This is a genomic window from Rheinheimera sp. SA_1 (genome assembly GCF_001669775.1).
Classification (GTDB): domain Bacteria; phylum Pseudomonadota; class Gammaproteobacteria; order Enterobacterales; family Alteromonadaceae; genus Pararheinheimera.
Genome location: NZ_LXWK01000011.1, coordinates 507,916 through 531,351 on the forward strand (window position 1 = coordinate 507,916; position 23,436 = coordinate 531,351).

A 23,436-nucleotide genomic window follows, 5' to 3' on the forward strand; every position below is an offset into this window, starting at 1 on the left:
GACGACAACGTTTTTGACCGTTATTTGCCAGACTTACAATTCGAAGCAACCGCTTCGTCTTTGAGTTGATGACTCTGCACACCCAGCCATTTTTGATAAATGGCCCTGGCGGTGCCATCTTGTTCCATCGAATCAAAAATGCGGTTCACCAGATGCCGTTTGGTAAACAGCGGTGATTTACGGGAAAATGCCACCGCCAGATGCGTGGTGTTCAGCACCAGCGTCTCATCGAATCTGTCCTGCATCTTGTTCTGCGCAATCAAATAGTTAATCGTCGACAATGAACCGGCAACCGCATCAACATCCCGGCCTAAACCCGCCATCATCACGCCAGTGGTATAGTCCAGTACCATTTGTTTATTCATGGCGGTATCAACATCATACCGGGGGTCAATTTTCAGACCACGTGGGGTGCCAATACGGATGTTGTACAGATCGTCATAGCTACGGATGCGGAAATTTTTGCGGGCGCGCACGCCAAACGCCAACGGCACCAGACAAGTGCCACGCTCGGCATAACGTGCCCGGGCTTCTCCCCAGGCCATTAACGAAAAATCCGTTACGCCATTTTCCAGGTTTTGTTCAACTCTGGCATAAGGCACCATGGTTCTTTCGGTTTTATAGCCGCTACGCCGCTCAAATTCATCCAGCAAATCGACCAGGATCCCCTCGGTCTGGGAGTCATTGCCGCCGGCGACTAAGCGGGTCCAGGGATCAAACTGGATCATATTGGTCTTGAATGTCGCGCCGATGGCAGTCTGACAGCCTGGCGCTAAGGCCAACAATACCCAAATCGCCATTACAGCCTTTTTGCCGCACAGCGCTGCCAGTGCCTTCAATCTGTACCCGAACAACGATGTCTGTTGCATGAATTCTCAACTATGAAATGACGGCCTGGAATTTCGGTGAACATCACCACACTGCGACAAGTTTGAATATAGATCACTCGCTGAACATTCGGTGTTTTACCTGTCATCCCTGATGTTGCGGCTTCGCTGCTGCCTGCACCCGCTGGCTACAGGGCGCAGCGTCAGCCTGACCATGGAGTACTGTTCCAAACTGGTGCATACTGAACCCCATGTCACCCTATTTTTCCGGCGATATGCTGATCCCAATGATCTGTTTGTTCCAACTGCGGCAATCCAGCCGATCCCATGGCAGACTGCCGGGTTTACTCATTAGCATACTACTTGCTTTGCTGCCGGGCGTTGTGATGGTGCCAGCCGCAGCAGCAGATCAACCAGCTACAGCAGTAACAACTGTGTACTACCCCGGTGCAACACGCCATGAATACTACATCGACTTACTGCAACTGGCATTGAGTTACCCCTGCCAGCAGCGATTTGAACTCAAAGCTTCCAATCTTGATTTACCGAAAAAACGCGCATTTGATTTGATGAATGCCGGTCAGGGCATTGATGTGATGTTTGGCAGTGCCAGTATCGAACGTGTTGCCGAATATCGGGCGGTGCCGTTTCCGCTGATGCGTGGCTTAATGGGGCTGCGGGTGGCGCTGGTCAGCAAAGACGGCCTGGATACCCTGAAGCATGTCCACACTCAGGCAGCTTTAGCCAGGCTGCGAGTTGGCCAGTTTGCGACCTGGAGCGACACCGAAATTTTGCGGGCGAATCAGTTTAATTTAGAAGCTGGTAGCGACCTTGACGGACTGTATCAGATGCTGGCAAAAGGCCGTATCGACTACTTCCCGCGTTCGGTGCTGGAAGTGCAGCACGACCAGCAACAATACCAACACCTGCAGTTACAGATCGACCCGCATATCCTGCTGTACTACCCCACTGCCGTGTACTTTTATGTGGCTAAGGACAACAAAGCACTGGCCGACACTTTGCTCTGCGGCCTGGAACAAGCACAACAGGATGGCAAGTTAAATAAGCTGTTTAATCAATACTATGGCGGTTTATTGCAACAATTGCAGATTGATAAGCGCCGGGTGTTTACCCTACACAATCCACTTTTGCCGGACGACGTACCACTGCAACGGCCAGAACTCTGGTATCCGCTGTCGCAACCAAAATAACAACCGATACCCGGTTTTTCATTGGATGCGCGCTGCTTCCAGCCGCTGTTTTTCGACATATTCTGCTGCTTGGCCCGCGGCTACAGGCAAAAATTGACGGTCTGATCCAATCACAATTGCCGGTACAAATACCAAAAATAGTCCCTTTGGTGAAGCGACACAGTCAAATCAGTGTTGTAGCCTCGCCAGTAAAAAATCGACAAACACCCGCAGCCGTAATGGCATATGCCGCAGGTGCGGGTACAGCAGATAAACCGGGCGAGAGGTGCCGCTGTGCTGGGGTAATAACTCCAGCAGTTCGCCGCGCGCTATGGCTTCGGCAAAGATAAACCGGTAAGTCTGCGCCAGTCCGGCACCTTGTTTGGCGAGGGTCACAACCCCCATCAGATCATCGCTGCAGCTGTAACTACCACTGGTTTGAACCTCAACTTGCTGGCCATTTTGCATAAATAACCAGTGAATAGCGCGACCGGTGCTGGGCAATTCAAATTGCAGGCAGTCGTGCTGTTGCAGTGACGCTAAGCTGTCCGGTGCACCAGCGCGCTGCAAATACGACGGCGCCGCCACTAGTGTTAAAGCGGCGTCTTCCAGTTTACGGGCAATGAGGTTGGAATCTTTGGGGTCACGCATCCGGATCGCGAGGTCGATATTATCGGCAGCAAAATCAATATTGCTATTACCCAGATGCAGATGAAACTGCACCGCCGGATATAACCGCCGGAACTCGGGTAATAACGGCAGCAACCGAAAGTGGGCATAAGGCGTTGGAGCACTGATCCGCAGCAATCCAGCAGGCGCCAACTGCTCGCCACTGACTTCCCGCTCGGCATCCATCAGCCGCTGCAGCGCGTCACGGCATTGCTGATAATAACGCTGGCCGTGGTCGGTCAGCCGGATCTGGCGGGTTGTCCGCACAAACAGTCTGACCCCCAGCCGGTCTTCCAGCCGCGAAATCGACCGGCTGACAGCGGCTGGGGTAATGCCGGCATTGTGTGCGGTCTGGGTAAAACTGCCGGATTCAACCGCCAGACAAAACAGCTCAATACCGCTGTATTGTTTATCGTCGAAGATACGTTTCATCGCTGCTCCTCAGTACCTCTAAGTACTGCACAGTGCCAAGATTAATTACATTATGTATCAAGTGAATCAATATTTACGATATTTATCGCACTCAAACGCAAGAGTAAAGTGCTCCCACTGACCCCGCTTTTGGGTGTCACTTAAAGAGCTTTGAGGAGCAAATGATGAGTAACAGCAAAAAAACAGTCATCGTCACCGGCGCGTCCAGCGGTATTGGTTTTGCCATCGCCGCGGCGTATTTGCAACGTGGTGACAATGTCGTTGGTAACGCCCGTACCCTGGAACGCTTGCAGCAGGCGGCCTTTAAACTGGGTAACCCAGACAACTTTTTAGCGGTGGCCGGTGATATCGCCTTGCCTGAAACCGCCGCAGCGTTATTTATGCAGGCCATCGAAAAGTTCGGCCAGGTTGATGTGCTGATTAACAATGCCGGTGCGTTTATCGCCAAACCGGTCAGCGACTACACAACCGCCGATCTGGCTACGTTGGTTGCGACCAACCTGCAGGGTTTTTTCTACCCGGTGCAGCAGGCAGCCAGCCATATGCAAAGCATTGGCGGCGGGCATATCGTGAATATCACCGCTAATATCGGTCTGCAGCCAACGGCCAAACTACCGGCCACCTTACCGGTGCTGATTAAAGGTGGCATTAACGCCGCCACCCGCCATCTGGCAGTCGAGCTGGCGCCGGTCAATGTGCGGGTCAATGCGGTGGCGCCTGGCATTATCGAAACGCCGTTACACGGTAGTTTTGCCGATTCCAAAGCCTTTTTGAATCAGCTGTCGCCAAGTGGCAAAACCGGTTCAGTCGAGGACATTGTCGCTGCGGTGTTGTACCTGACTGACTCTGCATATGTCAGCGGCACTATTATGGCGGTTGATGGCGGTGCTGCTGCCGGTACCTGGTAGTCGTTCATAAGCAGATTCACCAACAAGTTCACAAACAGAGGAATAGAACCATGCCATACGTCAATATCCGGGTGACCGATGAAGGGGTCACCACCGAGCAAAAACTGCAATTGATCGAGGGTGTTACTGAGTTGCTAAGCAAGGTATTGCACAAAGACCCTGCCACCACTTTTGTCATTATCGATGAAGTGAACACCGACAACTGGGGTCTCAACGGCGAAAATGTTACTAGTCGCAGGCGCAGGGAAGCGGCGGGCAAAGCTGTTATATAAGCTGTTACCTAAGAGGAAATGATGCTGAGCATACGCCGCTTTTGACAGGAAAACATCTGCCAAAGCGGCGCTTATTTTGCTGGATCGACGCAAAAAGCAGCGAGGCTTTTAAAGCGCTACTGTTCAGGAAAGCTGTTTCGGATCATACTCCTGTTTACAATACCGGGTATCGCATTGCCAGCGACAACGCCAGCAGCAAGCGCCAATCTGAGGATGGTCATGGAACATATCGAACACATTCTGATCGTGGATGACGACCGGGAAATCCGCGAACTGGTTGGCAACTACCTGAGTAAAAATGGCATGCGGATCAGTCTGGCCGCCGATGGCCGGCAAATGCGCACCTTTCTGGAAGCCAATGCGGTCGATTTAATTGTGCTCGACATTATGATGCCGGGCGATGACGGCCTGCGGTTGTGCCGTGAACTTCGGGTCGGCAAACACAAAGCCATCCCCGTAGTGTTGCTGACCGCGCGCAGTGACGAAACCGACCGCATTATCGGCCTGGAAATGGGCGCCGACGACTACCTGACCAAACCTTTTTCTGCCCGTGAATTGCTGGCGCGGATCAATGCGGTGCTCAGACGAACCCGGATGTTACCGCCAAATCTGCAAATCACTGAAAGTAACCGGCTGATAGCCTTTGGCGAGTGGCGGCTGGACACCAGCGCGCGGCATTTACTCGATACCGCGGGCACTGTGGTGTCGCTGAGCGGCGCCGAATATCGGTTATTACGGGTATTTTTGGATCATCCACAACGGGTCCTGAGCCGCGAACAATTACTGAACCTGACACAGGGTCGCGAAGCCGACATTTTCGACCGCTCGATTGACTTGCTGGTCAGTCGTTTGCGGCAGCGCTTGCGGGATGATGCGCGGGAAGCAGCTTGTATTAAAACGGTACGTAATGAAGGTTATGTCTTTACCCTACCGTTGCAGCTGCTCGAGCCGGGAACCTGATGATGCCACTGCGTCTACCGCAAAGTCTGGCCGCCCGGCTGGCACTGATTCTATTTATCGGTCTGGTGCTGGCGTATGGCTTATCGTTCAGCTCGCAGTTTTACGAGCGCTACCATACCGGCCGCAATGTGATGCTGACGAACTTATCGACCGATGTCAGTACAGCGGTCGCTTTGCTGGACCGGTTACCGGCCAATGAACGGGCCGAATGGCTACCGCTGCTGGAGCGGCGTAACTACCGCTATCGGCTGCAACCAAAACCGCTCGGCGAGCCAATGAATATACAACAAGCGCCACTGGCCGCCCATACCATTGCACAGGCGGTGAACCCGCGTTTTCAGCCACAGTTTTTTAATGTGCCGGGGCCGATGCCGCATTTTCAGGTGCAGCTGAGGTTAACAGACGGCAACTCGCTGATCCTGGATGTGACACCGGGTGGCATCCCAATTGCCCAGTGGTTGCCGGTGGTGTTGATCCTGCAGCTGTTGGTGTTACTGGGGTGTACCTGGCTGGCGGTGCATATGGCAATCCGGCCACTGACCCGGCTGGCGCAGGCGGTTGATCAACTCGATCCCGATACGCCAAGCCCGGATCTGGTGGAACAAGGCCCCAGTGAAGTGGTGTATGCGGCACGGGCGTTTAATACCTTGCAAGGCCGGATAGCGGCTTTTCTGAAAGAGCGGATGCAACTGCTGGCGGCAATTTCGCACGATTTACAAACCCCCATCACCCGGATGAAACTGCGGGTGGAGCAAATGCATGGCTCGCAGGAAAAAGACAAGTTATGGGGTGATTTAAGCGAAATGCAACATCTGGTGCGTGAAGGGGTGGCGTACGCCCGCAGCATGGACAGTGCGGCGGAGCCGGAATGCCGGATTGATCTGGATGCGTTTCTCGACAGTTTAGTCTGTGATTATCAGGACAGCGGCCAGCCGGTCAGGCTCATCGGCGCAGCGGACGGCAGCTTAGACAAAAGTACAGGCGGCAGCGGCACCATCATCAATACCCGGCCGCATGCGCTGCGCCGGGTACTGACCAATCTACTTGATAACGCAATAAAATTTGGCGGCAGTGCCGAGTTGCATGTGCAAAGTAGTGCCTCTGGTATCCTGCTGCAAGTGCTGGATAACGGCCCCGGCATCCCTGAAGCGGAGCTGGCGCAAGTGCTGCAACCCTTTTATCGGGTAGAAAGTTCCCGCAACCGCGATACCGGGGGTACGGGTTTAGGGCTGGCAATCGCGCAACAACTCAGTCAGGCACTTGGCGGACGACTGACGTTACAAAACCGTCCCAGCGGCGGGCTTTGTGTCACGGTCGAGTTGCCGCCACCGTTGTGAAGTTTCGGTTTTAATACTTTGTGGTTTTGCTACATAGAGATACAAAAGGCCAGTTCACCGACACACGCAGGATACAGCGCCACCACAGAATGGACAGCGAAGCAGCGATGGCACCCGCCCGTCGCGCTAAACCTGAAGGATCCTGTCCATGACTTATCCCAATTCCGGGTCCGGCCTGCGTGGCTGGACTTTATTTCTACTAATGTCGTTACTGGTTTTACTGTTCGCCACCACCACCATGTTGTTACATACCGAACTGGTCGAAGCGTTACGCAGTGCCATCCGCGTCACCGCCCGCACCTCATTTGCCTTGTTTTTACTGACGTTTTTAGCATCATCTTTGGTCACCTTGGTGCCAACCAATGGCACTAAGGCGTTACTGAGGGAACGGCGCTTCCTTGGCTTAGCCTTTGCTTTTTCGCATCTGGTGCACGGCATCCTGATCCTGACCTATGCGCAGTTGTTTCCGGAAACCTTCTGGGCCGGCCGCACCCCGGCTGCCAATATTCCGGGCTCCACCGGCTACCTGTTTATTTTGCTGCTGACTATCACGTCGTTCCCGGTGATGGTGCGGTTATTGGGTTTTCGCACCTGGAAATGGCTGCACTCAACCGGCACCTGGGTGATCGCTGCAATTTTCTGTTTGTCATTTTATAAACGGCTGCCGCTGCACCCTTGGTACCTGATCGGCTTTAGCATCATGGTGTCAGCGATTGTGCTGAAACTCACCGCCAAAACCGCAATCCGTGCCCGCAAAAGCTCACAAGCAGGAGTTCTGTGATGAGACAAGCGCTGATGAACCCTTCTCTCAACACACTTTTTAGAACCACAGATCAAACATTAAATACCCTTGGGTTATGGCTGGCAGATATCCCATTGCGATTGTGGCTGGGCTGGGCTGGGAGTTTTTTGAGGCCGGTGTAGAAAAATGGCAAGGAGAAAACTGGTTTGTACAAATACAGGCGAATTTCCCATGGCCATTTCAGCTGTTTCCGGCCAGCCTGAATTGGCAGCTGTCGATGTGGATTGAACTGATAGCGCCGGTGCTGATTGTGCTTGGCCTTGGCACCCGCTTGGCCAGCTTGTCGCTGATGGCACTGACTGTGGTCGCCATTGCTGCTGTGCACTGGCCGGCCGAGTGGTCCACGCTGGCGGAACTGGCGATGGGTTATTCCATCAGTGACAAAGGCTACGGCAACTACAAATTACCGCTGATTTACCTGGTGGCGCTATTCCTGCTACTGTTCAAAGGTGCGGGCCAGCTGAGTCTGGATGCGCTGCTGCGTAAGCGCGGTTGCTAAGGGTCTGAACCCGCTCACCAATACCAAAAGGGCTGACGTTTATTTCAGCCCTTTTAGTATTTGTGAGCGGTAGTGAATATTTTTAGGAGAAGTTGATGTTGGTGCTGATATTTGTGTTGCAACTGGCATTGCCAAGCTAGAAAACCTTACATTTCAAAACGTTACATTTCAAAACGTTATAACGCCCTGCCCCCGCAGCTGCTCCAGCAACTTTGTGCCTTGCGGTAACAGTGCCGCCAGCTCGACGCCCATCATTTGTGCTAATGCAGCCAGATGCTGTCGTGCTGACCACTGCTGTTGCTCAATCGACACCAGCAAGGCATAAACCAGTGGTGCCAAACGTGAAAAGTACACTTTGAAGTCAGCTTTGCGCTGCGCCAGTAACAAAGTTGGTTGCGCTAACGGTTGCGTTAATGGTTGCGTTAACGGCTGCTGCAATGACTGTTCCGGTAAATAACCGGGGCCAATATCACAGACCGGCCATTGATACGCCAACGGCCAGGCCAGCGCCGATAACACCGGCACTGCATTCAGCAAATCCGCAGCGCCTAAAACAGCGGCAACCGGACTAACAGCAGGCACAGCAGCAAACTGCGGCGCATCACGCAACAGCAACGCAGTTTCGACCCGCTCGTAATGTGCCAGCTCAGCCAGCCATAACGGCAGCTTTAATCGCTGCGCCGCCCCTTGCTCCAGATACAGCACAAACTCCGCACCAAGCTCAGTAAACAGTGGCGTTTGGCAGCGAAAGTTGGCATAAAAATCCTGCACCAGCCGCTGCCAGTGCTCTGCGCCAACACTGGCGCAAAGTACCGGAAAACCTGCCGCCAGCAGCGCTTCGATATTGCCATAAAACAGCTGCCGGTAAATGGCCAGCCGCCGTGGCTCAATGCCCGGAGGTGGCACCGAACCGGACGGATCACGCACATAACACGCCAGACAAAGCAGTTGTTGCTCAAGGGTCTTATCCATAACTGGCTTCCCGCTGTTGCAAATGGCGAACGTGCGAAACTTCAGTCAATAGCTCAGCCAGCGGCGGAAAATTAAAGTCCCGTTCCAGCACCGTGGGCACAGCGCCAAAACGTTGATAAGCCTGTTGCAGTAACTGCCAGACGTCAGTTTTCACAGCAGCGCCATGGGTATCAATTTTCAGATCCGGCGCTTCGTCGTAATGCCCGGCCACATGGATACACACCACTTTATCAGCAGGCACCGCCGCCAGATAAGCGCTGGCGTCGTAGTTATGGTTCACCGAGTTTACATACAAATTATTGATATCCAACAGCAAATCACAATCTGCTTCACGCACGACGGCATTCAGGAAATCAATTTCTGCCAGCGCTTGAAAAGGCGCGGCATAGTAGGAAATATTTTCCACAGCAATCCGCCGCATTAACTGATCCTGCACTTCACGGATCCGGGCTGCTACATGCAACACCGCCTCATCGGTAAAAGGTAACGGCAGTAAATCGTAGAGCTGGGCTTCATCAGAGCAATAACTCAGATGTTCACTGAACAACGGTACTTGGTGACGGTCCAGAAACTGACGAGTACGCTTTAGCAAATCACGGTCCAGCGGCGCCGGCCCCCCTAACGACAACGACAAGCCATGACAACTCAGCGGATATTGTTCGGCTAGACTCATCAGCTGGTTGCCATAAGCGCCGCCGACATCAATCCAGTTATCAGGCGCACACTCCAGAAAATCAACCGCAGTGCTATCCATTGCCAGTAATTCGGGCAACATCGCCCGGCGTAAGCCGAGACCGGCACCTTGTAAAGTGTTTAATTTAGTCTTAGTGCTATTCACTGTACTAGTCGTTGTATTGGTCGTTGTATTAGTCGTTGTATTGGTCATCATACCCTCCAGAAGGCAAAAAGCCCCCGGCAGCCGAAGCATGACGAGGGCGGGTGTTAACACAACATGCTTACTATTTCGCCTGGCTCAGGCGGGTAAACAGCTCTTGTGGCACTGCTTTGCCATTGGATTCATAAACATTTTTCATGTAGTTGAAGGTTTCGGCTTCTGACAAAAAACCGTTTTGGTCGACGTCGATTTCGGTAAACACTGCAGCGCGGGTTGGCGCCACGGCTAGGAATTCTTTGCGCGACACCAGGCTATCGTCGTCGGTATCGGTGGTAGCAAAAGATGCGTCACCACATTTACCTTCGCCACATTTGCCTTCGGTTGCTGCAACTTTGGTGTTGCTTTCTGCACCACCAAACTTTTCTCCACCACATTTACCTTCACCACATTTGCCTTCGCCGACTTTCACCAAAGTGGTCAGTTGATAACCCTGCGGCAATTCATCCATCGCAAAAGCGGCTGTACTCAAATTCAGGCCACCTAATAATGCGACCGCCATAAAGCCTAAACGCGTGGTATTTGTTGATTGATTACGAGACATGTTGTTTCTCCAGATTTGAACGCGGCATGTCCGCGTGCTGATGCCGTTACGGCGCATTTCCGAACAAGAGTTGCTTATTCGGGTGTAGCTATTTAGCCGCACTGTTGTATCCACCACGTATCGGGTAACCGGTGGATTTGTACGCGACTGCAACGGAACCGGCGTTAGAAACAAACAGATACATTGCGACTTAAGCGGTAGCGCGGCTGGAACCTTGCAAATTGCCCCGAAACAGCGATGTTGTTGGCTTTGGTGTTTGCGTTTGTATCCGTTTGTATCAATCAGGCCGCCAGCTACAAAACATTACAGCGCGGGCTGATCAGGACATATCTGCGGCACATGACAATGCAAAACTGCATCACAGGGGCGGACACCATCTGGCCCTTCCCGGAAATCTCAAACCAAGCTGAACCAAGCTGAACCAAGCTGAACCAAGCTAAAAATATGCCGCGCCTTGACCGGCAAAGCATTCAGCACCTAAGAGGAAAAAATCATGATCACAACCATCGACAAAGTTGTTTACACAGGCAAGACCCACACCACCGGCGGTCGCAACGGCGAATCGCAGAGCTCTGACGGCCGGTTAAATATCAAGCTATCGGCGCCAGGCTCGTCTGGCCCGGGCACCAATCCAGAGCAATTGCTGGCTGCTGGCTGGTCGGCTTGTTTTATTGGCGCGATGGGAAAGGCTGCAGCAGAGCTTAAAATCACGCTGCCGTCCGATACCGCAGTGGATACCGAAATTGATTTAGGTCTGACCGACGATGCTTATTTTTTGCAAGCACGACTGAACGTCAGTCTGCCGGGTCTGGATCCGGCGATCGCAGCAAAGTTGACCGAAAAAGCCCATCAGATTTGCCCATATTCAAAAGCCACCCGTGGCAATATCGCGGTGACTATTCAGTTGATTTGATAGGTAAACATCAATTAGCAAATACCACTCGCTAAATAAATGCCGGAGCAGCGGTTGCAAAGCCTAAAGGTCTGCAACCGCCTTTTGCCTGCAAAATCGCGGTTAACTAAAGTGAACTACAGCTAACCACGGATCACCGGCCACCAGGTCGCCATCGTCACGGCGACAATGCCAACCAAGGTCAATAAAGCGCCAATGGTCATCACCCCAGCCACCCACCACTTTCTACCTGAGCTGGTTTGGCGCTGCCCCCAAAACACCAGTTCCGCCACCAGCATTGGAATGACATAACAGGCAAATGAGAAAAAAATATCGGCCGGACCATCAAGATAGCCGGTGTTACCGTTAGGTCCCTGATTTAACACGAACCAGCCGTACAGGTACAACCGAAAACTCCAGACGCCGTTGACCAGCAAAAAGCTATGCACGGCAAAGCGTCGGTGAGCGGTGAAGTTGCGCGCCACCGCATAGCGCCAGGCCAGCACAATGGCCAGTGGGATCAACAAGCCATTCAGGGTAATGCCGATGGCACCAATGGTGCTGAGTCTGCTGCCACTTATCCAGGTCAGATACAGCCCGGTCAGCGCACCGGAAATGCCAAGCAGCATAAAAACCCGGCCATTCCAACGATGTAACACCGGCAGTTTTTGCCGGATCTGCGGGATCAATTGCAGCACGCCGCAGATGCTTAGCAAAATCGCCGGTAGAATATGGCTGAAATACATCAGGTTATGTGTTGTTGCCCCAGGCTGATAGCCCATGATGTGATCGCCTTGGTTGACCGCAGCATAATTACCACCGAGCACCGGGCCGCCGTAACGCACGGCAATATAACTGGCAAACAACCACTGGCCGATCAATGCCAGCAACCACCAGCTGATCACACTGCCGTTTAATACCCTTGCGGCGAGATTACTGCTGGATTTGCGCATCGTTTGTGTGTCGTTTATCGATTTACTTTGCGACTCATTTTGAGAATGACTTAAAGGCTCGGCGCGAACAGCCTGCCTTGCTACATTATGCTCCGACATATTTTTACCTGATTGACTTAATACCAGCCTGGATCATCAGCCAGAACACCGCTGCTTTCGCGCCGAATTTGAAATTCGGTGTATGGTTTTTCAAAAATATCCCGGCCAAGCGGTACTTTTTTGGCGCGTGGCGGCGAAGGTTTTTAGTGACAATTTTTGTTTTGACCGCACTGAAAAACTGCTGTTAGCATCAACTATCTTTTCGTGCCGGAGTCGCCCGATGTTCCAGACCATTTACATCACGCTGCTGCTGGTCAGTTTTGTGCTGTTGTGCAGCCAGCTATGGGTCCGGCAAAAACAGCCTATCCATCTGCTGTTTGCGGCATTTTGCGGTTCGATCGCCATCATGGCGATTAAGCAACTGGGCGGCGCGGAACTTGGCTTGTACCAGTATGTGCTGGGCATGGGCGTCTGCCTGACCTGCAATGGTTATTGGCTGGTGGCGCGGGCGTTGTTTCGGCAACAGCAGGCAATACGATTACGACATTTACTCGCGGCAGCCGCTGTTGCGCTGCTGATTATTGCGTTGCAGGCGTTGCAGCTCTTGCAGCTGTTCTGGCCGGAGAATTCACCCCTGATAAGCTCGGCCCGGATTGCAGTGCAAGAACTGCTGGTTTTACTGTCGTCGTCGTTGATGATGCTGGCCTTCTGGGAAGGCTGTCGCGGTTATCGCACGGCGGATGCTGCTGAACGTTGGCAGCGGCAGCTGTTTTTGGGGACCTATGTTGCTGCTGTTACCAGTGGGGGTGTCGTTGCGAAAATCTGGCAGGCCAATACAGATGTACCTTTGGTGCGTGAGATGTTGGCCGCCGGTGCGGCTTTAGCGGTGCTCCTGGTGACTCAGTGGCTGATTTATAACCGGTTTCATCGACATAGCACCGCCATTAAAGCTGATGCTTCAGCTGACACGAATACTAAAATGACCAGCGAAATGGCCCCGCGGATTGACGCTGAACCTGAGGTTTTATCCATCACAGCAGCTGACAAGTTACTTTGTGATGGCATCCGCCAATTGCTATTTCAGCAGCAGCTATTTTTGCAAGCAAACCTGCGACTGACCGATCTGGCCAGGCAGCTCGATGTGCCGGAGTACCGGATCAGTAAATTGCTGCGCTCGCAATTTCAGGCCAGCAACTTTAATCAGTTTATTAATACCCTGCGCATTGCACATGCGAAAAAGCTGTTGGCAGACCCAAGCAAAGGCCATTGGCCGGTGGTCGTTGTCGGCTTGGAGAGTGGTTTTGCCTCGGTCGGCCCTTTTACCCGGGCATTTAAAACGATGGTCGGTTTTACGCCACATGAGTTCCGACAAACCTTTATCGCGAAAGAAAGTAAGCCAGCAACAGCTTAGAGCTTGTGAAGTTGCTGATTTATATGATTTGATAGCAAAAATGTCACGTAGATGCAGGGATGATCATGTCAGTAACCCAGGAAGAATGGTTAGCAGCCAGCAAAGCAGAACGTGCCGCGATGTTTCCCATGTCGCAACACAGTGATGAAACAACCAACCAACTGCTAAAACGATGCCAGCTGTTTGCCAGCGAAAACCCCAGTCTGACGCTGACGTTGTTGTATCTGGCGATCAGTCTGATGGGTTTGTTATTCCAAACCACCTTACTGTACCGTTTTGGGCTGAATGTATTACCTTATCTGGAAATCAGCGACTTTTTACTGGCGGCACTAACCCATCCGGAAGTAGTGTTGGCGTTAGCCTTGATGGTGTCGGTCTTTGTCGCCGCGATCGCTTTTGAAAGGCACTGTCGCAGCAAAATATTCCGTTATGCGCAGTCAACTGAAACTAGCTTTCAACGCTGGTGGGCACCCCAACCGACGCTCTGGATGCCATTGCTGTTGATCAGTTATCTGGTGATGGCTGCCTGGAGCAATGGCAATAAACTGGCAAAAAATATTCGTGCTGATAAAGGTAGCAAGTTGGAAATTCTACTGGTTTACCCGATGCCACAAAAAGAGCTGAAAACCTCGACGTTACAAGGCGCTAGCCTGATCAGCCGCACCGCCAGTTATCTGTTTATTTATCATGAAAACAGGGTAAAAGTATTACCGCACACCAATGTCGCGGCATTGCTGCCGGACCTGCAACAGGACACTCAGGCAACCACACCAACAACTTTGCCAAAACCGGATGTGGTTTCGCCTGTGACTGTTGTTTCAGATAAAGCCGTTACAGAAAAAGCGCTTGCAGATAAAGCAGTTATTGCCACAGATCCCAAAGACAAGCCCCTAAAATCTGCATCGCACCAACAAACCACGACTGAACAAATACCATTGCAGGTGCAACCAAAGCAAGGCACCCCAGCACCTGCCGTTAAAGATGAGGCAACCTATCAATAGCATCGCTCCGGCGATCGCCAATATTTGCTTGTCAGTCTTGTTAATTTGCCAGAGCAGCACAACTTTAGATAAATCTTCCGCTCGGCGCCGTTGGATTTGATCCGAGCCCAATCTGAAAGAAGCAGGCCGTCATGAAATTTTTGTTCCCGACCTTGTTACTGTTGCTGCTGAGCTGGTCGTCGCAGCTCAAGGCGCAGACTGCGACATTAAACCCGCAGCTAACCACCGCAGAAATTCACCTGGCGGTACAGAATATTGCACGTGAACTCAATCTCAGTTACGTGTCTGCAGACAAAGCAAAAGTGGCCTCAGCCGAGTTACTTGCAAAATTAAGTAGCGGGCACTTCAATGGCCAGTATGATTTTTCATTATTAAATCATGAGATTACCACCATTCTTTTTCAAGCTACCCAGGATTCAGGCTTTGAATTAATCCAACAACAGCCAACAACACTGGCTGTTTTCGATCAACACAATGTCGATTTCCCGACATCCCAGCATGACGAATTCACGACGGGCATTCTTGATCACAATATTGGTTATGTGAAAATTACCGGCAATTTTCAGTACCCGAATGCCAGTGACATGCTCACCGAACAACTGCAGTTATTAGCCGGTGTTGACGCCTTGATTATCGACTTGCGACTGGCTGATGAAGCGGCAATTGCTGTCGTTCAGCAGCTCATGAGCTACTTTGTCCAAGCTGAAACTAAAATTGCGAATATTAAATTTAATCAACATGTTGAAACTCTAACCGCAGCCAACATCACAGGCTATGAGAAATTTAAGCAGGATTTCCCACTGTATATTGTGAATTCAGCTTTTGTCGCAGGTAGCTGGGAGTTTTTTGGGTATACCCTTCAGCAATTTAACAAAGCCATTATCGTGGGTGAAAACACCATGGGCTTTGACCACATCAGAAAAATTGTCAGGATCAGTGACAGCATCGCCTTTAAAATGAATCACGCCACCATCACCCATCCGGTGACAACTGAAAATTGGGAAAATGACGGTGTTGTTCCCGATTATTTTTACCAGAGCGCAGATGCATTCAACAAAGCGTACAGTCTGGCTTTGCAGCAAATTGCTGCAGATTAATCATCGGCCGCAAGCTCAATAACACCCTGCAATCAGGCATCAGGTAGCGGCTCGCCAAAGGATTGGCTACTGAAATCTTCCGGTTCAGTGCGTTCGGTCAGCTGAAACACCCCCTGATGCACGATTCGCTTGAGCACTATCTCAATCATCAATGTTTGATTGGGTGCCAGATGTTGGCAAAACCCGGTAAAACTGCTGCGATATTCCGCAGCCTGATAATAAGCAAAACCACCGCTGGGACGCGCCTGGATTTTAAAACCAAAACAGTCGGCAAGCTCTGGTCTTTTCAACCATTTGGCTAATAAATCAAAATCGACGTAATAGGTTAATTTACCTGGGTTTTGCTGGTTGCGCTGGCGATCAACACAAAAACCTGGCGGCAGATGGTTTTCGTTGTAATCCGGACCAGCGGTGAATTTGACGTCATAATCAAGGAGCTGATTGCCGCGATCGTCGCACATCCGAAACACCAGCATACTGTAACGACTGGTGATAAATGTTCGTTTGATCAAAAAACCATTCTCAACGATGTCAGTACGTTCGTCTTTTTGGGTAGCTTTGCTCAAACGTTGCAAATCTTTGGCGACTTGCTGATAAGCCACGGCATCCCGAACTTTCAGGCATTGATGTAGCCAAAATACCGTTGTGTGACTGCCATCATCGTCGCCTTTAACGCCGCTCATAATGCCTATAAGGTTACCGGCATGCGCCTGCCCAGGCAAAATACCAAAAGCATAAACTTCAGGTTGCTTCCAGGATAGCAGTTCAAAATGGGCATCCTGCTGCACTAGCCGGATCATCGCATAATTCATATTGGCAGCGGCAACCCGCACCACACCATCGGTGCCAGGCTCACCGGTATAAGAATTCAAATGGTCATACAATGCCCGGTCGATGGTTTGACCGGTCAGCACAAACACAAACAACTGCTGCGCAACACATTGATAATGCAACCAGGAGTGGTTGAGGTGCCAGTTTTGGTCACTGCCAAGTTCCAGCCAGTCCAACACGCCAGTACCAGGCTCAATACCAAGTGTCAGCGATTTTAAGCGCGAAACCCGGCTTTTACCCAGTTGCGCCAGAGAAGATCCATGGTTGGCAGGCGCCAACATAATCAGATGCTGCATCGGACATTGCTGCAGTCGGTCTTTAAAAAACAGATCCAGCCAACTGCGGACCACAGGACCGCCGGTAGAATGGGTAATACAGGCAAATTTTTCGTGTTCGTTCAGCAGCGGCAGAATTTCCGTGTTGACCGCAAATTGCATGGCTCGGGCAATATCATCCATTTTTACTTCATCGGCGAAGCTGATGTATTTGCCCAGAAACAAATGGCTGATCCTGGTCTTGGACTCAGCCTGGCTTAACCTGGCAAGCGCCGCGGGTAAACCGCCATAAGTATCAGTATTGGTGACACTCCAGCCATGTACAAAAACCACCAACATACCAAGCTCCTTCTGTTGTCGCTGACGCTTATCTATCTGACAAACCAGTATGCGAAGCCTGCGCCGGAAATGCCAGTCTGACCATTGCTCTCGTCCGCTCACTGAATCGGGTGGCAGGCTTTCGGTGTCCTTGCCGGTCAACAGGATTTGTGGCGACAGCTTATTTTACGGGAACCTAACGGCTGAAAAGCGCGCGCTTTACGAGGGATCTAACTGCTCCAATGCTGGATTATTCATCAAAGGAGGTTATGGAATGTTGAGATTACCCACGCTATTACAACGTCGCCCGGCGCAATGGTTACCACTTGTCGCCAAGCGAGGCTCTGCAGTGTTCGTTGCGGTTCTTTATTGTGGTTTATGGTCGGCCGGACTTGCTGCTGAAACTTTCAGTCTGAAATCGCCGGACGGCCGGCTCGAGTTAAAAGTCGACAACGATAAACAGCTGCAGTATCAGCTTTATGTCGACGGCCAGCAGCTGATCAAGCCATCCGTTATCAATCTTAGTTTTGCCGATGGCGTGCAATTTGGCGCCAACGCTGAGCTGCTAAACCAGCAGCGCAGCACGGTGGACGAAGAAGTCGCGCCGGAAGTCCGGGTGCGCACGGCGATGATCCGCAACCATTACCATGAGCTAACCCTTGAATTTAAACAAAATTTCAGCCTGCAACTGCGCGCATTTAACGAAGGCGTTGCTTACCGGCTAATTGGTAAAATGGCGGGGACAGAGCAAGGCGAAGCCGCGCCAGGAAAAGAGCAAGGCGAAGCCGCGCCAGGAAAAGAGCAAGGCGAAGCCGCGCCAGGAAAAGAGCAAGGCAAAGCCGCGTCAGGACAAGAGCAAGGCATAGCCACGCTGTTGGAGGAACAAGCGAACTTTAATTTTGTCGCTGGTACTTACAGCTATTTCCCGTTTGAAAAAGATTTCCGCACCGCCACTCAACCAACCTTTACCCCGTTACCAGCGAAAAATATTGATGGCGCTGAACTTGGCAGCTTACCGGCGCTGTTTGTGGCCAAAGGCGTGAATTTACTGCTGACGGAAACCGATTTACAGGATTACCCGGGTCTGTGGCTAAAGGGTAAAGGTGATGGTGGCATTTATGGCGTGCATCCATTTGATTTAGATAAAAAAGGTGAATTTACCAACACACTTGGCGCGGTGTCGCGGGCGCGTAATTACCCCTGGCGCATTATTGGCGTGGCGCGTTCTGATGCCGAGCTGTTAAATATTCAACTGAGTTATCTGCTGGCCGAACCATCCAGAATTGGCGCACCAGATTGGATCAAACCCGGTCAGATCGCCTGGGACTGGTATAACGAAAACAACTTTAAAGGCGTCGATTTTAAAGCTGGCATTAATACCAAGACCTATCAATATTATGCTGATTTTGCAGCAAAATTTGGCATCGAAAATATTCTGATTGATGATGGCTGGTCAACCCATGACGATGTGCTCACCGTGCTGCCAACCATCGACGTACAAGCCATTATTGCCCATGCCAAAAACAAAGGCGTCGCCGTGCAGCTGTGGGTACCGTGGACTGGCCTGGATAAAAACATGGAAGCGGCGATGGCGCTGTATAAAAAATGGGGCATCACCGGTCTGAAAATCGATTTTATGAACAGCGACAGCCAAAGCATGGTCAATTTTTACTGGCGTGCCGCCGCCATGGCCGCCAAATATCAGCTGATGGTGAATTTTCACGGCTCCTATAAACCGGCTGGGATTCACCGCACCTACCCTAATGTGCTAACGCGCGAAGGGGTAAAAGGCCTGGAAAACCACAAATGGTCAGATGTAATTACCCCAGCCCACAACCTGCATTTGCCGTTTATCCGGATGATTGCAGGCCCGATGGATTACACGCCGGGCGCCATGCGTAACGCCCATCGTAAAGATTTTAATGCGGTGTTTTCCAGACCAATGAGCCTTGGCACCCGCGCCCATCAGTTGGCAATGTTTGTACTGTATGAAAGCCCGCTGCAAATGCTGGCCGATACACCAAGCAGCTACCTGGCCGAGCCGGAGATCCCAACCTTTATCAGCCAGATCCCAACAGTGTGGGACAACTTTAAAGTGCTGCACGGGACTATTGGCGAATATCTGGTGATGGCACGGCAAAGCGGCAATAACTGGTACCTCGGCGGTATGACCAACGACCAGCCCCGCACTTTACCCATCATGCTGGATTTTCTGCCCAAAGGATCGTACCAGCTGACATTGATGAAGGACGGCATTAATGCCGATCGGTATGCCGAAGATTACCTGCTGGAACAACGGGTGGTGAAATCGGGCGACAAACTTGCCATTCCGATGGTGGCCGGTGGCGGTTTTGCCGCGATCTTAACGCCGCTGCGCTAAACATCAGGCGAATGTGTTGCGGCTACAAATACATTGTTGCCGCAATTGTGAAGCTCTACAGAATTATCCAGCCAAACAACGAACCGAAAATGACTTGGTTAGATCGTCAATACAACAAGGCCTGCGATTGCAGGCCTTGTTGTTCGACATTCTGTGGCAGTATTACCGACTCGCTTCAGCTATTTTAGGCTAAAGCTGTATCTCCAAAGGACTCACGCCATCCCATAGCAGCTGTCTGCTGGCTTGGCCTTGTTCAGTCAACTCAATCAGATAAAGCGCACCAACATTCTGTTTTTGCACACATAAATCAAAGTTACTGGCAAAAGCGCGGATGTGCCGCAAACACATGCTGTTCCAACTGGTCGGTAACCGTGGCGCCAGCGTAAAGCGGTCAAAACCAGTCGGTTCAATGCCAAATAAACCTTCGGTGATGACACGGGCATATAACCCACTTTCAGCTGACAAATGCCGTTGATCGCCTTCCGGCCAGGCTTCAACCGCAAAAGGGACATGCTCGCCCAACAGGCGTTTGCGGCTGTAATATTTCAGGTATTTCATCGCGGTATCGGTTTCACCGGCGGCAAAAATGCCGCGAAACGCATATAAAGTGGCGCGATCCCAAAAGGTTTTATCACCGGACTCAGTATAAATACCGTTTTCACTCCAAAGCGCAGGCGATAACAAAGCCGCCAGCGTACCGGCCTTTTGTTCGTTTAATCCCATCACCAGCGGCAGCGCTATCCAGGCACGTAATTTGGTATTGCCATCGTAATAGCGGTAAGTGGCAAAACCTTCGACGTCCGCGGCAAAATACTGGTGAATCGCAGTGCGAAGTGTCGCGGCCCGCGCCTGCAACAAGGCCCCTTTGCTGTCATCGCCAAGTGCCTGATACAAATGTCCGGCCGACACCAGCGCGCCATAGGCCAGTAAGTTGGTACTTAAATTGACTTTGCCAGCCGGAAAACGGTTTTCCAGCTCGTCGCTGTCTGAAGCAATCACCCCGTCTTTGGTGGTTTGACGCTCGTTATAGGCCAGACACCAGTTAATCAGCGGTAATAATTGCTGTGCTTGTTGTGGTGATCCCGCAGCCAAAGCATATCGGCTGGCGCCATAAGCTACCATCGCGCAATCACCGCGGTCGCCTGCACCATTCCAGATATCCAGCCCTTCGGCGATGATGGATGAAGGCAGCGCTTTAAATTCCGGATTCATAAAACGGGCAAAATGGCCAAAGCTCACCTGCGCCGACTCGTTGCCATTGGCATCGCCTAAAAACGGGAAAAACGGATTGACGTATTCGGCCTGATCATTGGCCCAAATTGCCGCGTAATAGCGGCCGCCACCAGGTCCATGCAGCAAACCACCTTTGGTGCGGTAAATACTTTCAGCGGCACGCAACTTGGCAAATTCAAACATTTGATTCAACACTGGATCCGGAGTTTCCAGCTGCAGTTTTTGCGCTAACGACGCCACGTATAACTTACGTTGCAACAAAGTGTCGGCGGCCTGCTGCGGGCTGATTTCTGTACTGGTACTGTAGCTGGCATCGGTGCCGGTATTGGCGCTGACCAAATCTTTGGCGCGCAGCGCACTAAAACTCAGCTGATAACTTTTACTTTCACCAGGTTGCAGTGTCAGATCACCGGCAAAATCGCTGTGACCACGGATCAGATAACTACCATCTACCCCTTTGGCGGCATCGGTTTGCTGCTGATACTGTAGCGGCGCCACCTGCACCGTCAGCACTTCGCGGCCATGGTTGGTCAGCGTATGTTGTTCCACCATAAAAGCCGCGGTTGGGCTTGGGGCTAAGGTGCGTTGCAGGCTAAGGTCTGCGTTTAACTTGCTGTGAATGGTCAACAGGCCGTTGTATTGCACCCATTCCGGCCGTTCCGATTGCAACAACTCACCGTTCAGACGCAATGCGGGCGACACTGTCAGATCAAATTCGTGAATTAAACTGGCGTGGGTGTCGTTGGGCACGGTGCGCAATAACGGCCACACCACTTTGCGCTTGAGCACCAGCTCACCCTTGTTGTCTGCACCATAATAAATAATCGCCGACAACTGCTCGCCACTAAATTCCAGATGATCCTGATGCGCATCTTTCACCTGCCAGCGAATACCGCCCGGCTGCAACTGCCAACGGTCAGTTAAGCTATTGGCCAGGCTATTGATATCGCTATTGGCTTGCATTGATACGGCAGGAGTTGCTGCAGCAGCTGCCGGTATCGGCTGTGCTTTGTCTATCGGTTGTTCCTGGCTAGTACAGGCCAGCAACAACAGGCTGCCACAAAGCGCCAAAAGGATTGGTTTGGTCATGTTGATTCCTCAAATACAGCGGCCTGACTCAGGCCAGGATTTTCTGGGTTTTATTGCGATATTGCTGCGGGGTCATTTGTAGTTCTTGCTGAAAAATATCGTAAAAACGGCTGATCGAACCAAAACCGGCTTCAATCGCAATATTCAGCACCCCATGCTCGGTATCAACCAACAACGCCTGGGCATGTAACAAGCGCAGCCGGTTAATATATTGTTTTATTGATATTTTCATCACCCGATGAAACAACTTCATCGCGTAATTAGGGTGCAGCCCGGTGACCGTTGCCACGTCGCTGATGGTGATTTTCTGGTCATAATGGTCGGCGATATAACGCAGCATGCTGTCGATATGTGATAACCCAGCCACCGGATTTTTTTGCTCTTTCTGGCCAGCTTTCAGTCCGGCTTTATCACCAGCGCCAAAACTCTGGTAACTTTCGACCGACATCCGCCGAATACGGCCACGAATTTCACTGACCACCTGCGCCGTCAGCGCATCGTTTTTCAGTGCTAAATCTTTGTCCCATAGCTGGGTCAATTCGACATCACTTGGATGGGCATTGTCGGCCACCAGCACTTCACCTCGCAGCAGACCGCCAATAAATTCACTGGGAAATTTCCACTGTTGAAACGCCTGTAGCGGAATATAAATATTCACCATATAGCCATCGCCAAAACTGGCGGTTAGCTGATGTGGGATTGACGCCCAAAACAGGATCATTCGCCCTTCCGGCACATAAATTTTCCGGCCATTGATCAAATATTCGGCAGAGCAGTTAAACAGAAAGTTGATTTCAATATGACCATGCCAGTGGCTATGCGGCATCACGTCCGGGCTATGAATACGAAAGCCAAACTTGTGTTCATTACCCTGCCGTGTCAACGGGCTGCTGTAATCAAAAATGATGCGGTTCAGCCACTCTTGCATACCCTGCCTCCTGTTTCTGACGGCACTTGTCCGGGTAACTCGTTTCCAGACCACTCTGCCTTAGATAATATTTATATTATATATTGTATGCAATATCCACAATAAGTGGGTTAGGAAATAGGAATAAATGGATGGGAAGCGGGAATCGCTGGTTAGAAACATCTGTCATGGAGGACGATGGACTTGCATGGCGAATGCAACACTGGCAGCACAGCTGGGGACGATACTGCCGTTTAGTCAGGCCGGATTTATTGTCCGGTCGCAGCTGCTGTGGCGCAGACTCAGTGCTTCTGATAATGCTTTTGCAGCAGCTCAAACAAAATGGCGCATTTCGGTGGATCGTCTACTTTGCCATCTCTGTCGCAGTCGTAGCCAGTGACCGTGGTAAACGAACCATTGCCAAAGACATCCCGATTATCTTGGCTGATATAAGTTACCTTCGGCGATTGTTCTATCCAGTCAACATTCTCTTTGTACTGCAGGAATGTTTGTTTGTCGGTAATGCTCATTAACCGTTGCAGCACTTCGTCAGCAGCAAGTGCCGGAAATATCAGAATACTCAATAGCATGACAATAAATTTCATGGTTCCTCCGCGAGTTGTCGTTAAATTTGCAATGACGAAAAGCCAGCAAATCTCCGCCTTGTGTTGCACGCCATGACAACTGAAGCTAGATGCATTCATTG

Annotated in this window: 22 protein-coding genes; 12 read left to right on the forward strand and 10 right to left on the reverse strand. The window is 51.3% G+C overall.

Features of this window, described 5'->3' with window-relative positions; translation table 11 throughout:
* Positions 1–20 precede the first annotated feature (20 nt).
* Positions 21–800 carry a substrate-binding periplasmic protein gene (locus A5320_RS03475; RefSeq protein ID WP_068060949.1) on the reverse strand — a complete coding sequence of 260 codons (780 nt, stop codon included), beginning with the start codon at positions 798–800 and terminating at the stop codon, positions 21–23.
* A 278-nt stretch (positions 801–1,078) separates the two neighbouring features.
* Here A5320_RS03475 and A5320_RS03480 point away from each other — a divergent pair, with 278 nt between their 5' ends.
* Positions 1,079–2,038 (forward strand): substrate-binding periplasmic protein, encoded by a 960-nt coding sequence (locus tag A5320_RS03480; RefSeq protein ID WP_082971509.1) that lies wholly within the window; start codon positions 1,079–1,081, stop codon positions 2,036–2,038.
* A gap of 168 nt (positions 2,039–2,206) precedes the next feature.
* Here the strand turns inward: A5320_RS03480 and A5320_RS03485 are convergent, their stop codons facing one another.
* Positions 2,207–3,118 carry a LysR family transcriptional regulator gene (locus A5320_RS03485; RefSeq protein ID WP_068060951.1) on the reverse strand — a complete coding sequence of 304 codons (912 nt, stop codon included), beginning with the start codon at positions 3,116–3,118 and terminating at the stop codon, positions 2,207–2,209.
* A 164-nt stretch (positions 3,119–3,282) separates the two neighbouring features.
* Between A5320_RS03485 and A5320_RS03490 the strand changes: the two genes are divergently transcribed.
* The 6 genes from A5320_RS03490 (at position 3,283) to A5320_RS03515 (ending at position 7,896) form a co-directional block, all read left to right on the forward strand.
* Positions 3,283–4,026: an SDR family NAD(P)-dependent oxidoreductase gene (locus A5320_RS03490; RefSeq protein ID WP_068060956.1), complete on the forward strand. Its 744-nt coding sequence runs from the start codon at positions 3,283–3,285 to the stop codon at positions 4,024–4,026.
* A gap of 50 nt (positions 4,027–4,076) precedes the next feature.
* The gene (locus tag A5320_RS03495; RefSeq protein WP_068060959.1) at positions 4,077–4,298 is read left to right on the forward strand and encodes a 2-hydroxymuconate tautomerase family protein; all 222 of its coding nucleotides are present in this window, start codon (positions 4,077–4,079) and stop codon (positions 4,296–4,298) included.
* Between the two features lie 219 nt (positions 4,299–4,517).
* Positions 4,518–5,258: a response regulator gene (locus A5320_RS03500; protein ID WP_068060960.1), complete on the forward strand. Its 741-nt coding sequence runs from the start codon at positions 4,518–4,520 to the stop codon at positions 5,256–5,258.
* The gene (locus A5320_RS03505) at positions 5,258–6,595 is read left to right on the forward strand and encodes a sensor histidine kinase (protein WP_197489963.1); all 1,338 of its coding nucleotides are present in this window, start codon (positions 5,258–5,260) and stop codon (positions 6,593–6,595) included. The genes A5320_RS03500 and A5320_RS03505 overlap by 1 nt, the downstream gene beginning before the upstream one ends.
* Before the next feature lie 148 nt (positions 6,596–6,743).
* Positions 6,744–7,376 carry a ferric reductase-like transmembrane domain-containing protein gene (locus tag A5320_RS03510; RefSeq protein WP_068060964.1) on the forward strand — a complete coding sequence of 211 codons (633 nt, stop codon included), beginning with the start codon at positions 6,744–6,746 and terminating at the stop codon, positions 7,374–7,376.
* Between the two features lie 76 nt (positions 7,377–7,452).
* Positions 7,453–7,896 carry an HvfX family Cu-binding RiPP maturation protein gene (locus tag A5320_RS03515; protein WP_197489964.1) on the forward strand — a complete coding sequence of 148 codons (444 nt, stop codon included), beginning with the start codon at positions 7,453–7,455 and terminating at the stop codon, positions 7,894–7,896.
* A 168-nt stretch (positions 7,897–8,064) separates the two neighbouring features.
* Here A5320_RS03515 and A5320_RS03520 read toward each other — a convergent pair whose 3' ends face one another.
* From A5320_RS03520 to A5320_RS03530, 3 genes are all read right to left on the reverse strand, one after another.
* Positions 8,065–8,868, reverse strand: coding sequence for an HvfC family RiPP maturation protein (locus tag A5320_RS03520; protein WP_068060966.1), 804 nt, complete (start codon positions 8,866–8,868; stop codon positions 8,065–8,067).
* Positions 8,861–9,754: an HvfB family MNIO-type RiPP peptide maturase gene (locus A5320_RS03525; RefSeq protein ID WP_082971510.1), complete on the reverse strand. Its 894-nt coding sequence runs from the start codon at positions 9,752–9,754 to the stop codon at positions 8,861–8,863. Before A5320_RS03525 ends, A5320_RS03520 begins: the two co-directional genes overlap by 8 nt.
* Positions 9,755–9,827: 73 nt before the next feature.
* Positions 9,828–10,304 carry an HvfA family oxazolone/thioamide-modified RiPP metallophore gene (locus tag A5320_RS03530; RefSeq protein WP_068060968.1) on the reverse strand — a complete coding sequence of 159 codons (477 nt, stop codon included), beginning with the start codon at positions 10,302–10,304 and terminating at the stop codon, positions 9,828–9,830.
* Between the two features lie 493 nt (positions 10,305–10,797).
* On the opposite strand from A5320_RS03530, the gene A5320_RS03540 reads away from it, so the two are divergent.
* The gene (locus tag A5320_RS03540) at positions 10,798–11,217 is read left to right on the forward strand and encodes an organic hydroperoxide resistance protein (protein WP_068060973.1); all 420 of its coding nucleotides are present in this window, start codon (positions 10,798–10,800) and stop codon (positions 11,215–11,217) included.
* Between the two features lie 122 nt (positions 11,218–11,339).
* Here A5320_RS03540 and A5320_RS03545 read toward each other — a convergent pair whose 3' ends face one another.
* Entirely contained in the window at positions 11,340–12,248 is a 909-nt protein-coding gene (locus A5320_RS03545; RefSeq protein ID WP_197489965.1) for a DUF2306 domain-containing protein, read from the reverse strand.
* Positions 12,249–12,468: 220 nt separating this feature from the next.
* Between A5320_RS03545 and A5320_RS03555 the strand changes: the two genes are divergently transcribed.
* The 3 genes from A5320_RS03555 (at position 12,469) to A5320_RS03565 (ending at position 15,697) form a co-directional block, all read left to right on the forward strand.
* Positions 12,469–13,599: a helix-turn-helix transcriptional regulator gene (locus A5320_RS03555; protein WP_068060978.1), complete on the forward strand. Its 1,131-nt coding sequence runs from the start codon at positions 12,469–12,471 to the stop codon at positions 13,597–13,599.
* A 65-nt stretch (positions 13,600–13,664) separates the two neighbouring features.
* A complete protein-coding gene (locus A5320_RS03560) occupies positions 13,665–14,600 on the forward strand; it encodes a hypothetical protein (RefSeq protein WP_068060980.1) in 936 nt (311 codons plus the stop codon).
* A gap of 131 nt (positions 14,601–14,731) precedes the next feature.
* Positions 14,732–15,697, forward strand: a complete 966-nt coding sequence (locus A5320_RS03565) for a S41 family peptidase (RefSeq protein ID WP_068060981.1) — start codon at positions 14,732–14,734, stop codon at positions 15,695–15,697.
* 32 nt (positions 15,698–15,729) lie between these two features.
* On the opposite strand, the gene A5320_RS03570 is transcribed toward A5320_RS03565, so the two are convergent.
* Positions 15,730–17,142 carry a phospholipase gene (locus tag A5320_RS03570; protein WP_068060982.1) on the reverse strand — a complete coding sequence of 471 codons (1,413 nt, stop codon included), beginning with the start codon at positions 17,140–17,142 and terminating at the stop codon, positions 15,730–15,732.
* A gap of 253 nt (positions 17,143–17,395) precedes the next feature.
* On the opposite strand from A5320_RS03570, the gene A5320_RS03575 reads away from it, so the two are divergent.
* The gene (locus A5320_RS03575; protein ID WP_068060983.1) at positions 17,396–19,501 is read left to right on the forward strand and encodes a glycoside hydrolase family 97 protein; all 2,106 of its coding nucleotides are present in this window, start codon (positions 17,396–17,398) and stop codon (positions 19,499–19,501) included.
* A 189-nt stretch (positions 19,502–19,690) separates the two neighbouring features.
* Here the strand turns inward: A5320_RS03575 and A5320_RS03580 are convergent, their stop codons facing one another.
* The 3 genes from A5320_RS03580 to A5320_RS03590 all read right to left on the reverse strand — a co-directional run bounded on the left by A5320_RS03580 (position 19,691) and on the right by A5320_RS03590 (position 23,335).
* Positions 19,691–21,823 (reverse strand): hypothetical protein, encoded by a 2,133-nt coding sequence (locus A5320_RS03580; RefSeq protein WP_157605605.1) that lies wholly within the window; start codon positions 21,821–21,823, stop codon positions 19,691–19,693.
* Positions 21,824–21,851: 28 nt separating this feature from the next.
* Positions 21,852–22,751, reverse strand: a complete 900-nt coding sequence (locus A5320_RS03585) for an AraC family transcriptional regulator (RefSeq protein WP_068060986.1) — start codon at positions 22,749–22,751, stop codon at positions 21,852–21,854.
* 281 nt (positions 22,752–23,032) lie between these two features.
* Positions 23,033–23,335 (reverse strand): hypothetical protein, encoded by a 303-nt coding sequence (locus tag A5320_RS03590; protein ID WP_068060989.1) that lies wholly within the window; start codon positions 23,333–23,335, stop codon positions 23,033–23,035.
* Between the last annotated feature and the right edge of the window lie 101 nt (positions 23,336–23,436).

Excerpts from the sequence above, each read along its gene's own strand:
- A5320_RS03475 (WP_068060949.1), bottom strand. The coding sequence starts at position 800 with ATGGCGATTTGGGTATTGTTGGCCTTAGCGCCAGGCTGTCAGACTGCC.
- A5320_RS03480 (WP_082971509.1), top strand. The coding sequence starts at position 1,079 with ATGTCACCCTATTTTTCCGGCGATATGCTGATCCCAATGATCTGTTTG.
- A5320_RS03485 (WP_068060951.1), bottom strand. The coding sequence starts at position 3,118 with ATGAAACGTATCTTCGACGATAAACAATACAGCGGTATTGAGCTGTTT.
- A5320_RS03490 (WP_068060956.1), top strand. The coding sequence starts at position 3,283 with ATGAGTAACAGCAAAAAAACAGTCATCGTCACCGGCGCGTCCAGCGGT.
- A5320_RS03495 (WP_068060959.1), top strand. The coding sequence starts at position 4,077 with ATGCCATACGTCAATATCCGGGTGACCGATGAAGGGGTCACCACCGAG.
- A5320_RS03500 (WP_068060960.1), top strand. The coding sequence starts at position 4,518 with ATGGAACATATCGAACACATTCTGATCGTGGATGACGACCGGGAAATC.
- A5320_RS03505 (WP_197489963.1), top strand. The coding sequence starts at position 5,258 with ATGATGCCACTGCGTCTACCGCAAAGTCTGGCCGCCCGGCTGGCACTG.
- A5320_RS03510 (WP_068060964.1), top strand. The coding sequence starts at position 6,744 with ATGACTTATCCCAATTCCGGGTCCGGCCTGCGTGGCTGGACTTTATTT.
- A5320_RS03515 (WP_197489964.1), top strand. The coding sequence starts at position 7,453 with ATGGCTGGCAGATATCCCATTGCGATTGTGGCTGGGCTGGGCTGGGAG.
- A5320_RS03520 (WP_068060966.1), bottom strand. The coding sequence starts at position 8,868 with ATGGATAAGACCCTTGAGCAACAACTGCTTTGTCTGGCGTGTTATGTG.
- A5320_RS03525 (WP_082971510.1), bottom strand. The coding sequence starts at position 9,754 with ATGACCAATACAACGACTAATACAACGACCAATACAACGACTAGTACA.
- A5320_RS03530 (WP_068060968.1), bottom strand. The coding sequence starts at position 10,304 with ATGTCTCGTAATCAATCAACAAATACCACGCGTTTAGGCTTTATGGCG.
- A5320_RS03540 (WP_068060973.1), top strand. The coding sequence starts at position 10,798 with ATGATCACAACCATCGACAAAGTTGTTTACACAGGCAAGACCCACACC.
- A5320_RS03545 (WP_197489965.1), bottom strand. The coding sequence starts at position 12,248 with ATGTCGGAGCATAATGTAGCAAGGCAGGCTGTTCGCGCCGAGCCTTTA.
- A5320_RS03555 (WP_068060978.1), top strand. The coding sequence starts at position 12,469 with ATGTTCCAGACCATTTACATCACGCTGCTGCTGGTCAGTTTTGTGCTG.
- A5320_RS03560 (WP_068060980.1), top strand. The coding sequence starts at position 13,665 with ATGTCAGTAACCCAGGAAGAATGGTTAGCAGCCAGCAAAGCAGAACGT.
- A5320_RS03565 (WP_068060981.1), top strand. The coding sequence starts at position 14,732 with ATGAAATTTTTGTTCCCGACCTTGTTACTGTTGCTGCTGAGCTGGTCG.
- A5320_RS03570 (WP_068060982.1), bottom strand. The coding sequence starts at position 17,142 with ATGTTGGTGGTTTTTGTACATGGCTGGAGTGTCACCAATACTGATACT.
- A5320_RS03575 (WP_068060983.1), top strand. The coding sequence starts at position 17,396 with ATGTTGAGATTACCCACGCTATTACAACGTCGCCCGGCGCAATGGTTA.
- A5320_RS03580 (WP_157605605.1), bottom strand. The coding sequence starts at position 21,823 with ATGACCAAACCAATCCTTTTGGCGCTTTGTGGCAGCCTGTTGTTGCTG.
- A5320_RS03585 (WP_068060986.1), bottom strand. The coding sequence starts at position 22,751 with ATGCAAGAGTGGCTGAACCGCATCATTTTTGATTACAGCAGCCCGTTG.
- A5320_RS03590 (WP_068060989.1), bottom strand. The coding sequence starts at position 23,335 with ATGAAATTTATTGTCATGCTATTGAGTATTCTGATATTTCCGGCACTT.